This is a genomic window from Roseivirga misakiensis (assembly GCF_001747105.1).
Taxonomy (GTDB): domain Bacteria; phylum Bacteroidota; class Bacteroidia; order Cytophagales; family Cyclobacteriaceae; genus Roseivirga; species Roseivirga misakiensis.
Window position 1 is genome coordinate 1,358,719 of the sequence record NZ_MDGQ01000005.1, and the last position, 13,280, is coordinate 1,371,998.

Here is a 13,280-nt window from a genome sequence, read left to right on the forward strand (position 1 = left end):
CATTGTTGTTTTGAGTTTTGATCCAGGGGTCGCTAGGAGTAGCGGCCCTTTTTTATTTAACCGCTCACAAAAGTGACTTCCGTACACTAAATACAACTTACTATATTCGCATGCGTACTAAAATCCATCTGTACAGTAAAACCTATGAAATTTCAAATTAAGATTCTCGCCTTACTGATCTTATCGACTTTCAGCCTTAAGTCTTTTAGTCAGGCACCTGTTAAGCTAAACGCCGCTGAGATTAAGCAAGCCTTAAATAAATTGGAGGTGCTTGGATCTGTCTTATACGTAGCGGCACATCCCGATGATGAAAATACTAGACTCATAGGGTACATGGCCAATGAGAAAAATCTTAGAACCGCATATATGGCGATGACCAGAGGTGATGGTGGTCAGAATTTGGTTGGTACTGAAATAAGAGAATATCTCGGTATCATTAGGACGCAAGAGCTTTTAGCCGCCAGAAGAAGAGATGGTGGAGAGCAGTTTTTTACCAGAACAAATGACTTTGGTTTCTCTAAAAATCCCGACGAAACTTTCAACACTTGGGATAAAGATGACGCGCTTGCTGATGTAGTTTGGAATGTTAGAAGGTTCAGACCCGACATTATGATTACGCGCTTTGACTCCGCCAGAGTACCGGGTGGTAGAATGCATGGACACCATACGGCCTCATCGTTACTGGCCATTGAAGCATTTGATTTGGCGAATGATCCAAACGCATACCCTGAACAATTAAAGTATGTAGAACCTTGGCAACCAAAAGGACTTTACTGGAATACGTACAACTTTAGAGGTAATAATAGTGGATCGTTTTCAGATCAGGAAGGCTATTATGAGCTAGATCTAGGTGCTTATAATCCGCTTTTAGGTAAGTCATATGACGAAATATCGGCAATTAGTAGAAGTCAACATAAGTCTCAGGGTTTTGGTAGTACAGGTAATAGAGGAGAGTTAAGAGAATACTTAAAACTTTGGAAAGGTGAAGCACCGAAAAATGATGTCTTCGAAAAAATCGATCAGACTTGGAGTAGAGTAAAGGGAGGAGAAGCTATCGGTAAACTGATTAGCCAAGCCAATCAAGCATATAATTTAGAGAATCCTGCCGCGATCGTACCAACACTCTTACAAGCAAGAAGTGCAATCGTCAACCTAAAAGACGAATACTGGAAGAATGTTAAGTTAAAAGAGCTAGACTTGGTCATTAAATCTGCTATGGGGCTTTATTTAGAAGTAGCAGCAACAACTTATAGTGCCGTACCAGGAGAAATGGTGCCTATTTACTATGAAGCCATCAATCGATCCGATGTCAATGCCAAAATTCTTTCTATTGAAATTCCGTCCATTAAAAAGACAATTAGAATAGATAAGTCGCTTGTCAATAACAAAAGGCTTCGTGCCAATGATTCAATTCGTATCACGCCAGATATGGAGTACTCTCAGCCTTTCTGGTTAGTAGATGAAGCTTCGTTGGGCATGTATCAGGTGAACGATCAAGAACTTATAGGTTTAGCTGAAAACCCAGGTATGATTACCGCTCATTTCAAATTAGAAATTGACGGAAAACCTTACGAGTATGCGACTGACTTGGTTTATAAAAGAAATGATAGAGTAAAAGGCGAGTTTTACAGACCTTTTGTGATTACACCGCCCGTAATGGCCGATATAAAAGAAAGCGTTTTAGTATTTCCGAATAACGAACCAAAGACAGTCAATGTGGTCGTCAAGTCGGGTAGAACGAATGTCAAAGGTGCCGTTCGTTTAAATTTGCCAGCAGGCTGGAAGTCTAATCCCGCATTTGTTTCCTACGATCTAAAAGAAAAAAATCAAGAGTTTTCAGCGGAGTTTAGCGTTTTGCCACCTAGCAATCCAGAAGAAGCTTACATTGGAGTTCAGGCTACTTATAATGGTAAAAGCTATGACCGAGGATTGAAGGTTATTGAATATGATCACATTCCGATTCAGACCATTTTCCCTAAAAGTAATACTAAGGTAGTACGTGCTGAGATTAACCGATCGAATCAATATGTCGGGTACATCATGGGGTCTGGAGATGCCATTCCTGAGAGTTTGGAGCAAGTAGGCTATACAGTGACAGTACTAGACCCAAATAATATCACAGCTGAAAACCTCGAGCCCTTTGACGCAGTAATTGTGGGTGTGAGAGCCTACAATACAATTGAGCGAATGAGTGTAATACAACCGCGGTTGATGGAATATGTAAAAACTGGCGGTACAGTGATTACACAGTACAATACCTCTATGAGAAATCAACCAGATATTGGGCCATATCCGTTTCAAATTTCAAGAGATCGGGTAACTGTAGAAGAAGCACCAGTTACGATTTTGGCCCCTGACCATCCAATTATTAACGGACCGAATAAAATTACCCAGAAGGATTTTGAGGGTTGGGTACAAGAACGTGGCCTCTATTTTCCAAATAGATGGGATGATAAATACACACCAATACTTTCAAGCAACGATCCTGGTGAAACTCCTAAAAACGGTGGTTTACTAGTAGCAGAATATGGCGAAGGTCATTTCGTCTATACTGGTTATTCTTGGTTTAGAGAATTACCAGCTGGCGTACCAGGAGCGTTTAGAATTTTTACTAATATGATTTCTTTAGGCAAAGAAAGACCTAAGAACACAGCCTTGAAATCAGTAGAAACCGACAACAAATGATCCAAGACAAAGAGGAAATTCAAGAAGATAAACCTCCTTTTTTCAACACATGGTCTAAGATGTATTGGCTTGTCATGTTTGTTTTAGGCATCATGGTGTTATTGTTTTATCTATTCACAAACTACTATTCATGAGCACTATAGACTGGATTGTACTTTTTGGTACTCTTGTATCCATAGTAGCCTATGGGGTTTGGAAAACAAGAAGTGATAACGATATTAATAGCTATTTAAGAGGAGGAGATGATGTAAAATGGTGGGCCATTGGCTTGTCAATTATGGCGACTCAAGCTAGCGCGATTACATTTTTATCGACCCCTGGACAGGCATACACAGAAGGAATGGGATTTGTCCAATTCTATTTCGGACTACCGTTAGCCATGATTATTATTTCAGTTTTCTTCCTGCCGATCTATTACAAATTAAAAGTTTATACAGCCTACGAATACCTAGAGTCTCGATTCGATATGAAGACGCGTATGTTAGCAGCCTTCATATTCCTTGTACAAAGGGGCCTTGCCGCTGGAATTACTATTTACGCACCGTCTATCATACTCTCGTCTTTACTCGATTGGGACTTAAGAGCTACCAATATCGTAATCGGTGTGCTTGTCATCATATACACGGTGTCAGGGGGGACCAAGGCGGTTACCCAAACACAAAAGACGCAAATGGCTGTGATGATGGGAGGGATGATCCTTGCTGGTATTCTTGTGCTCAACTCTTTACCAAGTGGAGTTAAAGTGACAGATGCCCTACATGTAGCAGGTAAAATGGGAAAACTAAACGTCGTTGATTTCACTTTCGATCTAAAAAATAAATACAGCTTTTGGTCAGGTATGACCGGAGCCGTCTTTTTATTCCTATCCTATTTTGGAACAGATCAGTCCCAAGTTCAACGATATCTATCAGGCAAATCACTATCTGAAAGCCGTTTAGGCCTTATGATGAATGGTTTGCTTAAAGTACCAATGCAGTTTATCATCCTATTTATAGGCGCAATGGTATTTGTGTTCTACCAATACAATCAACCGCCGATCTTTTTTAATGAAACGTTAAAAGAGGAAGTCTACCAAACCGATCAAGCGGATGACTTCAGGCAATATGAAGGAGAGTACGCTGATGTTTTCTCAGAGAAACTAGCGGCTGTGGAAGGTTTGAATGAAGCGGTGAGGTCTGGCAATGAGGAGGCAATCGATCAAGCCACGATTCGTGTCAATGAGTTACAGGCAGAATCTGATACTTTAAGAAAAAGAGCAATAGAACTAGTGGGTAAAGCAGTGCCTGGTGCTGAAACCAAAGATACTGACTATATCTTTATGGATTTTGTGCTTAAAAACATGCCGATCGGTATAGTAGGATTATTATTTGCCGTAATCTTTTCGGCTGCTATGTCATCAACATCATCAGAACTCAATGCGCTTGGGAGTACCACTACCATAGACTTTTATAAACGGCGAGTTAACCAAGGAGCGTCAGATGATCATTATCTAAAATATTCGAAACTGTTTACTTTAGGATGGGGGATTCTGGCCATTATAGTGGCGTCTACATTAAGTCTCTTTGATAATCTAATTGAGGCAGTAAATCTCATTGGATCGTTGTTCTATCCAACAGTACTCGGAATATTCGTGGTCGCTTTCTTTTTTAAGAAGGTAAGCTCAAATGCTGTTTTTATAGGTGCATTGTTAAGTCAAGCAGCGATTATCCTGATCCATTATCTCAATACAATTGATGCTGCTGGGGTCTTTACCATGGGCTTTCTATGGTATAATGCGTTGGGTTGTATACTCGTAGTTGTATTTAGTTTGATCATCAATCAGCTGGGCAGAAATAAGTAGAAAAATAATTACATATTAATATATGATATAATATTAATATGTAATTCAAATTTCTTTGAACGAGTAGTCTAAAATCATATAGAAAAGCTCAATAGTTTTTCTAAATTCATTTCCATGTACGCTATTGTTGACATAGAAACGACGGGAAGCGCGGCGGCCTATGGTAAGATCACGGAAATTGCCATTCTTATCCACGATGGACAGCGTGTGGTGGATGAATACCAGACATTGATCAATCCAGAATGTGGTATTCCTATGGGTATTACATCACTCACTGGTATTTCTAATGAGATGGTGATGAACGCTCCTAAGTTTTACGAGGTAGCCAAAGATATTCATCAGCTTTTAGAAGGTAATATTTTTGTGGCACACAATGTCAACTTCGATTACTCTTTCATCAAAAAGGAATTTGTAGAACTTGGTGGCACGCTCAATTTACCAAAATTGTGTACTGTGCGACTCAGCCGAAAAATATTCCCAGGTCTAAAATCATACAGCCTTGGTCGACTTGCCGATCATTTTCAGATAGAAAATGCTGCTAGACACAGAGCGATGGGGGATGCCCGTGCTACGGCGGAGTTAATGGATTTATTAATTCAGAATGATTCAGGCCAGATAAAAGAGTTTTTGAAGAAGAATTCAAAGGAGTCCGACTTGCCACCGAATTTGCCTAAAGAGACTTTTGCCAACCTACCAGAACTTACGGGTGTTTATTATTTTCATGATGAGCACGGTAAAGTACTTTACGTTGGTAAGGCAAATAATATAAAAGGTCGGGTTAGAAATCATTTTTCTTCTACTGACGTCATTTATAAGCAGGGACTGAAAGATCAAATTCGAGATATTACCTTTGAATTGTGTGGTGACGAGATGATCGCTTTCCTGTTAGAATCATTTGAGATCAAGAGACTATTTCCACCGTTCAATAAAGCCCAGAAATACCCTTCTAGAAAATATGGGATCTACCATTACGAAGATTCTCGAGGTTATCATCGGCTTTCGATTGGGAAAGTACAAAAGGGTCACATCCCGCTAAAGTCATTCACATCATTTGATAAAGCGCGCACGTTTTTGATTCAATTTGTGAAAGAACATGGTTTGGACCCAGAACTGTGCAGCTTACCCGCTTCTATGATGAAATACTTCGGTTATTCATTTGCAGCTTCGGACCAGGAAGCGTTAAAAGAACGCTTTAAAAATGCCTTAGCATCCATCAATGAGGTAAAAGATACCTATTGTTTATTTGGCGAAGGACGTACAATAGGAGAACGAAGCGTGGTGCTTGTAGAAGAGGGACTATACCGTGGTTTTGGTTTTTTTGACGAGGAGTTAACTGGAAATTCCTTGGATGATGTTAAGAATTTGGTGAAAAGCTATCCTGATAATCCCGACGTGCATAGGATAATTAATCAGTATGTTGACAAGAGAGAAATTATGGTTTTTTGATACAAATAAGATTGGGGTAAATGGAGAGTTGGTTGTTATAAAAACGAAAATCTTACCAACCGTAAACAATATTTTCCGTTGGAAGGATTATTGGTTAAAAGGTAAGTCATCATAAACATCTTATACCTAATTTGGTTATTAACCGTAGACTAAAAATTCATGAAAAAGACAAAAGAATTAGGAGGTAAAATCTTGAAGTACGCTGAAGAGTCCATTCAAGAAAGGTCGAAAAAGACTTCACAAAGATTCAGAAAATACGTGGATAACGTAAGTGATGTGAGCAAGGAATTGATTTTTGCAAGCACGCTTATGGCAGGACACAAGAAATTAGAAGTTTCAGAATAAGGCAGTCAATAAACTGCCATTTGAATTCCATTTGGGTTAAGATTCCCAAATCGGGAACTGAAACTAATCAAAGAGTGCTTTTAAGGCCGAAAAATAAATTTTAATTATTTGGTAGGGTTATTGGGTTGCAAGCTGTATATCATACAAGACTTGCAAAAATGACTCAAAACACTGCTAGTACTTTTCTAATTTGTCCTTTCACAGGAAGAAGTCTAAGGTATTTAACCGAAGCAGAGCTCGTTGTTGTTAATAAGAAAATTAACAATAACGAGCTTTTCTTTTATCCTGGAGTACAAGTACAGCAGCCGTTAAAAAGTGCATTAGTCACCGAGCATCAAACTTATATTTACCCAGTTCAGGATAATATACTTTACCTGAAAAAAGAAACAGCTATTGTTACTAAGAATAGAACCGAAAACTATTTAAAAAGGGTTTCAGAGGCATTAATTGTAAGTTTTGAAAAGGAATATGGCTTCAACAGCGAAAAAGAAGTCGAAGAGTTGCAAACTAGCAACTGCTTACCATCGCTCGATTCTGAAACTATTGCCCAATTTAAAAAGCAGATCACTAAGTCTGGTTCTGTATTCTTAAGTGTTGCTTCCAATAATGTGGATGACGTCCATAACATGGTCTTTAACACCAATTACGATGAGTATTACCATGCTGATTTTGATCTAGAGCGACTGAAAGCTGTAAAAGAAGATTTAAAGCAAGGTACCAAAGTTGTTCTTTGCGAACCGGTAGCACTCCCTTTTGCCGAAGACGCAGTTGATTTTATGATTTCATTTGATTTGATTAATGAGTATGAGAAGGATACTCAGAATCAATCAGCTGCAGAAATAAAAAGAGTTGTTAGCCCTAAAGGGTCCTCCGTTGTGCTTTTTAACGAGAGTTTACCTTTGCATGCTGAGCGAATGTTGAAGAAAGAAGAAATGATCGCTAAGGCTAAGATATTAGTAAAGCCATGGAAAAAGGCTTCTTCTGCTCAAATCCACTTTCACCCTGTAAGCAGTCCAGCAAACAGCGATGTTTCAAATACAATTGTCGGCAAGACTTCCTTGAAGAGACAATTATTTTAACTTTTTAAATCTGAATAAACCTTTTTATCGTACATAGGGTTAGCAAAAAAAGCAATCAAATGAAGACGAAGGTTATTTTACTATCTGGTTTAGTGATCATACTAGCCACTAGTTTTATTACCCTAAAAGGGAATAAAGCTGTAGCCCAACAGGATGTTCAGGATAAAGAAAAGTATGAAATTCAGCTTTCAGAGGAAGAATGGAAGAAACGGCTAACTCCTGAGCAGTATTACATACTCAGAGAGCGTGGAACAGAAAGAGCTGGAACAGGTAAATTGAATAAGTTTTACGAAAAAGGGACTTATTACTCTGCTGCATCGCTTCAGCCAATTTTTAGCTCTGAAACTAAGTATAACTCTTACTCTGGCTGGCCGAGTTTTTGGAACCCAATATCAGATGACGCCATTAAACTTGTAAAAGACACAACTTTTGGAATGGTAAGGTGGGAGGTTGTTGATAGTAAAAGTGGATCCCATCTTGGGCACGTATTTGATGATGGTCCTGCCCCTACAGGAAAGCGATATTGCCTCAATTCGGCTGCGCTGATATTTGTTCCAGAAGGCGAAGAACCACCAAAATTTAAAAAAGACCTGAAGTAATTCAGGAGAACAAAATATTTCACTAACATTGGCCTGATTTATCAGGCTTTTTTTTTGAATTATGGAAGAACCGAAACCACTTAATAGCGTTGCAGAGTTTCACAAGACCTTTAAACATCCAATTTTAGAATCTCCTCAGATACCTTCAGAAGACCGTTGCAAACTGCGCGTTTCATTGATTGCGGAAGAATTGAAGGAACTTGAAGAGGCTATTGAAGCTAATGATCTAGTTGAAGTTGCTGATGCTTTAGCGGATATTCAGTACGTTCTTTCGGGTGCAATCCTAGAGTTTGGGCTTGGTGATAAATTCAAAGCTCTTTTTGAAGAAGTACAACGATCGAACATGAGCAAAACGTGTAAAAGCATGGAAGAAGCTGAGGCAACACGGCAGCATTACATGGACAAGGATGGAACCGAGAGCTACATAGAGGAATCTGATGGACACTTTTTAGTCTACCGATCAGCCGACAATAAAACACTTAAATCAGTCAAATATTCTCCGGCTGATCTTAAAAGCATTCTAGCTGACGATCTTTAAAAACCTTTTCCTAAACAAGGCGTTAGGTAAAGCAAATTAACAAAGAAGGCTATGCAATTATTCTATTCTATTATGGTTTCAGCAGTTTTGAACTTGTCCATGGCATCATGCGCCAGTGACGGTAAATCGGAACTCGTTGTTTTAAATAACCTACAGGATGGAGAAGCTATTGCTACTTTTGCTGGAGGGTGTTTCTGGTGTACTGAAGCCGTTTTCGAACGTGTAGAAGGTGTCAATAATGTTGTTTCTGGGTACACAGGAGGTAAAGAGGAAAACCCGACTTATTACCAAGTGAGCTACGGTAAAACAACGCATGCAGAGGGTATTCAAATTTATTATGACCCTAAGGTAATCACGTATCAAGAGCTATTAGATATTTTCTTTGCAACTCACAACCCGACTGAATTGAATCGTCAAGGACCAGATGTTGGTAAACAATATAGAACAGCTGTTTACTATCATGACGATGCTCAGAAAAAAGCTGTCGAAGCTACGATTGCCAAACTCGATAAATCTGGTAAGTACGACAAGAAAATAGTTACGGAAGTACAACCCTATGACAAGTTCTGGTTGGCAGAAGATTATCATCAAGATTACTATGAACTGAATCCAGGGAATCCATACATCATTAACGTGGCTATTCCTAAGGTCAAAAAACTTAAGAAGTATTTCCCAGAAAAGGTGAAGGCCAAATACAAAGCTGAGCGATAGTTTAAAGCTTTTGAAGTGCCAGAAGAATTTTCCGACCTCTACTTTTAATACCAGGGGAGCCATAGGGCAGTAGATCTTCTATTACAATCCCCAACTCCTTTTTTAGCTCAGGAATCTGCTTGACAATATTAAAGGCAACGGTCATGGAAAAGGCCTTTACAGCAATAGGCTCATCGTTATTGGTCAGAAACCTTAAGGCTATATCATAAAGTTCTCCCCAGTAAGCCTCATCAATCGTAGTTTCCTCTAAAAAACGCATTGTATTTCTTTTTGAGGCCACATGTAGGTTGGGCGTACTTAAGTTGGCAATCAATTCGGGAATAAATGGTTGTATAAGATCCGGATTTGCTCTGCCTAAATCTCCAACAACCCAAGCCGAACGTTGTACTAAGCGATAACTCTCATGTAAGAATATATCCATCAATTCATTGACATATTCAGGGTTCTTTTGAATATACCTGACTATAAGTGCTGTGTTCTCTTTTGAGTGCTCTTTTAAGAATTGTTTTCTGAGATCCATATTTTTTAATCAACGAAATTTAGGCATCTTTAATCTCGGTCAAAAACAATAGTGAATGGATATTTTACTCATTATTCTCGGTTCAGTTTGTATTATCGTTGGAATTCTGGGCTGCTTCTTACCAATAATTCCAGGTCCACCAGTTAGCTTCGTCGGATTACTGTTACTTGAGTTTACAGAGAAATCTCCCTTTGATTCTGACACACTTTGGATGTGGGGTCTAATAGCGGCAGGTGTTACGGCTTTAGACTATGTAGTGCCTGTTTATGGCACGAAAAAGTTTGGTGGAACAAAACGCGGGGTCTGGGGTAGTACGATCGGTTTGATCGTTGGTCTTTTTTTTGGTCCCTTAGGGATAATTTTAGGTCCATTCATTGGGGCGTTCCTCGGTGAAATGAGTACAGGTAAAGCAACAAATAAAGAGGCATTAAGAGCAGCGTTTGGAGCCTTTGTCGGATTTTTAGTTGGCGTTATATTGAAGTTGATAGTCTCTGGCTGGATGGCCTGGATTTTCTTTCAAAACGTTTTCTTTTAAGCTCAACAAGAGTCTTGTTCTAGTGTGTTGGTTTGTATCTCTATCAACCTGCGTCTAAAATTTTAATTCTTTTATCATTTAATAAAGTTCTGATATAAAGGTGGTTAAGGGTGTGTTTAATAGCCTGGTCTCACTTTTATTCCTGATTAAGCAGCCTTTTTTAATTACACCCTGTATAGTAGACAATTGACCAAAAGAAGAGTTCATGAAATACTTAAAGATACCTTGTATCATATTTTTTAGTCTTGCCTTAATTTGGGCCTGTACTTCAGAACAAGAACCATTACCTGGAACGGTGGACTGTAGTACTACCTTGAATGTTACGATTGCCAATGAAGTTGATGCGAATTGCGGACAAAGCGATGGTGGTTTTACCATTAACGTGGCAGGCGGTTCAGGAAATTATTCCTTTCAGTTAGCTGGAGAAACATCACAAACATCTTCACTTTTTCAGAATCTTGTAGCAGGTACATACACAGTTACTGTAACAGATATTGACTTAGGCTGTAATCTTTTAATCAACGCTCAAGTGAGGAATCAAGATGGAGTGAATGCTTTGGCTTCTGTAACACCAAGTGATTGCAACAACCCTGATGGCACAATACAAATCACGGCTTCAGATGGTGTCGCTCCATACGAGTATAAGCTGGATGATGGTGCTTTTCAAGCAGACGCGAACTTTGGTAGTCTTGCTCCAGGTGAATATACAGTTACGGTAAGAGATGCTAGTGGGTGTGAAGTTGAAGTGAGAAGTGAAATAGCCTCTACGGTGACCTTCGGGGAGATAAGAACTTTGGTGCAAGCCAATTGTGCTACCTCTGGATGTCATGATGGTTCGCAATCGCCAGATTTTAGAGTAGATGCGAATATAACTGGTCGAGCTGCTCGAATTAGAGCTAGAACGAGTGCACGAACCATGCCTCCTTCAGGAAACGGTAGCTTATCTAATGAGCAGATAGCGGATATTGTTTGCTGGGTAAACGACGGCGCACAGGGTAATTAAAAGCCATACCATGAAGAAGAAATCAATTTTAATAATCGTCGGAATCGTTGGTTTAGTAGCAGCCTATTTCGTTTGGAATAATTTTTTAAGAACTGCGCCTTCAATGAAGAGGTTAACGGCAGATGTAGCTGTAACAGCTGAAAGATTATACAACGATTTCGATGCAGATGAGCAAACTTCCAATAATAAGTACCTGAATAAAATTGTAGAGGTAACGGGTGAAGTAAGTGAGGTAGAAACGTCAGAAGGGAGTTTACCAGTGATAAGTTTGAAGACTTCAGGTTTCGGTGTGATAAAGTGTACTATGGAATCTCAACTAGGAGAGGAAGAGTTGGCACAAATTAGGGTGAATGAAACCATCACACTGCGGGCAGAATGCATCGGTTTTTTACTTGATGTACTACTGATCAGAGGAATTATAATCAACAATTAAGAAATACATATCAATTATTAACTAATGAAAGTTTCAAGAATTTTTTTAGCACTAACAATGTTTCTTATCACCTTATCTGTGAGTGCACAGAAGAGGTATTTGACTAGAACAGGGCATGTAAAGTTTTTTTCATCAGCACCTTTGGAAGACATTGAGGCACATAATGGCAAGGTATTGAGCATTGTGGACCTCGATAAAGGTGAAGTCGCAGTAGATATGCTCATGAAAGGGTTTGAGTTTGAAAAGAAACTCATGCAAGAGCATTTCAATGAGAACTATATGGAATCCGGAAAATACCCTAAATCAACTTTTAAGGGAAAATTTGAGGTTCCTGATGGGCTGAAGAATATGGTAGATGGCGCTTATGAAGTAGATGTGACTGGTGAGATATCTATTCACGGGGTAAAGAAGCCATTGTCTACGAAAGCCACCTTAACTGTGGCCAATAGCCAATTGAGCGGTGAGTTAATCTTTAACGTTCGCGTAAAAGATCATGAAATCTCAATCCCAAAAGTGGTAGTGAGAAATATAGCAGAAGTTGTTGAAGTAACTGCTTCATTCAATTACGAAGTTTATAAATAGATGGAAATGAAGAAGTTAATATTTACAGCCTTTATACTCGCATGTACATTTAGTGCCTACGCGCAAGATGATTTATTGGATCTCTTGAATGAAGAACAAGGAGAACAAACTGACTATGCAATTGCCACTTTTAAAGGTCAACGGTTAATAAATGGACATACTGTGGTAACGCGTAAAAAGTCAGAGTTAGAATTTCTGATTTCTCACAGGTTTGGAAGGGTAAATAGCGGAATTAAGGAGTTTTTTGGTTTAGATGCCGCGAACGTACGCTTTTCTTTAGAATATGGTCTTACCGATGGTATTACTGCCGGCATAGGCCGTAATTCATTGCAGAAAGTCTACGACGGATTCGTTAAATATAATCTGTTAAGGCAGTCGACTGGTAAAGTTAATATGCCATTTACAGTTACAGGCTTAAGTAGTATAGCCATTAGAACGGCGGATAATTTTGATTTCGAAGATGACGATTTCGCGTCTAAGGTGTCATATACACATCAAATTTTGGTGGCGCGCAAGTTGAACGAGAAGTTTTCAGTTCAAATCTCGCCAACCTTTGTTCACAGAAATAAGATTTTAGAAAATCAGGCTAACGACATTTTCGCGCTTGGCTTTGGTGGACGTATGAAGTTGTCACAAAGAATAGCACTGAATGCTGAGTACTTTTACCGCTTAACTGATGAATTGGATAGTCAGTTTAACGATGCCATAGGTATTGGGTTAGAAATAGAAACAGGGGGACATGTTTTCCACTTGAATTTCACCAATGCTAGATCAATGGCAGAAAGAGCATTTATCACTGAAACTACTGGTGATTTCTTTAATGGAGATATCCATTTTGGATTCAATATTTCAAGAGTCTTTTAGTTGAATCTTTTTTTAGTTGATTATATGTAGATGAAGGGAGCAACTTAGGTTGCTCTTTTTATATATTAATAAAACAACATATATAAATATAAAGTAATAT

14 protein-coding genes are annotated in these 13,280 nt (G+C 38.9%); 13 read left to right on the top strand and 1 reads right to left on the bottom strand.

Going from position 1 to position 13,280, the window contains the following annotated elements; all coding sequences use genetic code 11:
- Positions 1-144: 144 nt before the first annotated feature.
- The 8 genes from BFP71_RS13610 to msrA all read left to right on the top strand — a co-directional run bounded on the left by BFP71_RS13610 (position 145) and on the right by msrA (position 9,243).
- On the top strand, positions 145-2,685 hold the full coding sequence (locus BFP71_RS13610) for a PIG-L family deacetylase (protein ID WP_069836005.1): 2,541 nt from the start codon (positions 145-147) through the stop codon (positions 2,683-2,685).
- 130 nt (positions 2,686-2,815) lie between these two features.
- On the top strand, positions 2,816-4,525 hold the full coding sequence (locus BFP71_RS13615; RefSeq protein ID WP_069836006.1) for a sodium:solute symporter: 1,710 nt from the start codon (positions 2,816-2,818) through the stop codon (positions 4,523-4,525).
- 114 nt (positions 4,526-4,639) lie between these two features.
- Positions 4,640-5,971 carry an exonuclease domain-containing protein gene (locus BFP71_RS13620; protein WP_069836007.1) on the top strand — a complete coding sequence of 444 codons (1,332 nt, stop codon included), beginning with the start codon at positions 4,640-4,642 and terminating at the stop codon, positions 5,969-5,971.
- Positions 5,972-6,130: 159 nt separating this feature from the next.
- The gene (locus tag BFP71_RS13625; RefSeq protein ID WP_069836008.1) at positions 6,131-6,316 is read left to right on the top strand and encodes a hypothetical protein; all 186 of its coding nucleotides are present in this window, start codon (positions 6,131-6,133) and stop codon (positions 6,314-6,316) included.
- 158 nt (positions 6,317-6,474) lie between these two features.
- Complete coding sequence (locus BFP71_RS13630) at positions 6,475-7,395, top strand: methyltransferase domain-containing protein (RefSeq protein ID WP_069836009.1); 921 nt, start codon at positions 6,475-6,477, stop codon at positions 7,393-7,395.
- A gap of 59 nt (positions 7,396-7,454) precedes the next feature.
- Positions 7,455-7,994 (top strand): peptide-methionine (R)-S-oxide reductase MsrB, encoded by a 540-nt coding sequence (gene msrB / locus BFP71_RS13635; RefSeq protein ID WP_069836010.1) that lies wholly within the window; start codon positions 7,455-7,457, stop codon positions 7,992-7,994.
- A gap of 61 nt (positions 7,995-8,055) precedes the next feature.
- Positions 8,056-8,532: a pyrophosphohydrolase domain-containing protein gene (locus BFP71_RS13640; protein ID WP_069836011.1), complete on the top strand. Its 477-nt coding sequence runs from the start codon at positions 8,056-8,058 to the stop codon at positions 8,530-8,532.
- Positions 8,533-8,583: 51 nt separating this feature from the next.
- Positions 8,584-9,243, top strand: coding sequence for a peptide-methionine (S)-S-oxide reductase MsrA (msrA, locus tag BFP71_RS13645; RefSeq protein WP_245701848.1), 660 nt, complete (start codon positions 8,584-8,586; stop codon positions 9,241-9,243).
- A gap of 1 nt (position 9,244) precedes the next feature.
- On the opposite strand, the gene BFP71_RS13650 is transcribed toward msrA, so the two are convergent.
- Positions 9,245-9,763, bottom strand: coding sequence for a hypothetical protein (locus BFP71_RS13650; protein WP_069836012.1), 519 nt, complete (start codon positions 9,761-9,763; stop codon positions 9,245-9,247).
- Between the two features lie 55 nt (positions 9,764-9,818).
- Here BFP71_RS13650 and BFP71_RS13655 point away from each other — a divergent pair, with 55 nt between their 5' ends.
- The 5 genes from BFP71_RS13655 (at position 9,819) to BFP71_RS13675 (ending at position 13,180) form a co-directional block, all read left to right on the top strand.
- Positions 9,819-10,298 (top strand): DUF456 domain-containing protein, encoded by a 480-nt coding sequence (locus BFP71_RS13655; RefSeq protein WP_069836013.1) that lies wholly within the window; start codon positions 9,819-9,821, stop codon positions 10,296-10,298.
- 205 nt (positions 10,299-10,503) lie between these two features.
- The gene (locus BFP71_RS13660; RefSeq protein ID WP_069836014.1) at positions 10,504-11,301 is read left to right on the top strand and encodes a SprB repeat-containing protein; all 798 of its coding nucleotides are present in this window, start codon (positions 10,504-10,506) and stop codon (positions 11,299-11,301) included.
- A gap of 10 nt (positions 11,302-11,311) precedes the next feature.
- Entirely contained in the window at positions 11,312-11,734 is a 423-nt protein-coding gene (locus BFP71_RS13665; protein ID WP_069836015.1) for an OB-fold protein, read from the top strand.
- Between the two features lie 24 nt (positions 11,735-11,758).
- Positions 11,759-12,316, top strand: coding sequence for a YceI family protein (locus tag BFP71_RS13670; RefSeq protein WP_069836016.1), 558 nt, complete (start codon positions 11,759-11,761; stop codon positions 12,314-12,316).
- A 6-nt stretch (positions 12,317-12,322) separates the two neighbouring features.
- The gene (locus BFP71_RS13675; protein WP_069837081.1) at positions 12,323-13,180 is read left to right on the top strand and encodes a DUF5777 family beta-barrel protein; all 858 of its coding nucleotides are present in this window, start codon (positions 12,323-12,325) and stop codon (positions 13,178-13,180) included.
- The last annotated feature ends 100 nt before the right edge of the window (positions 13,181-13,280 follow it).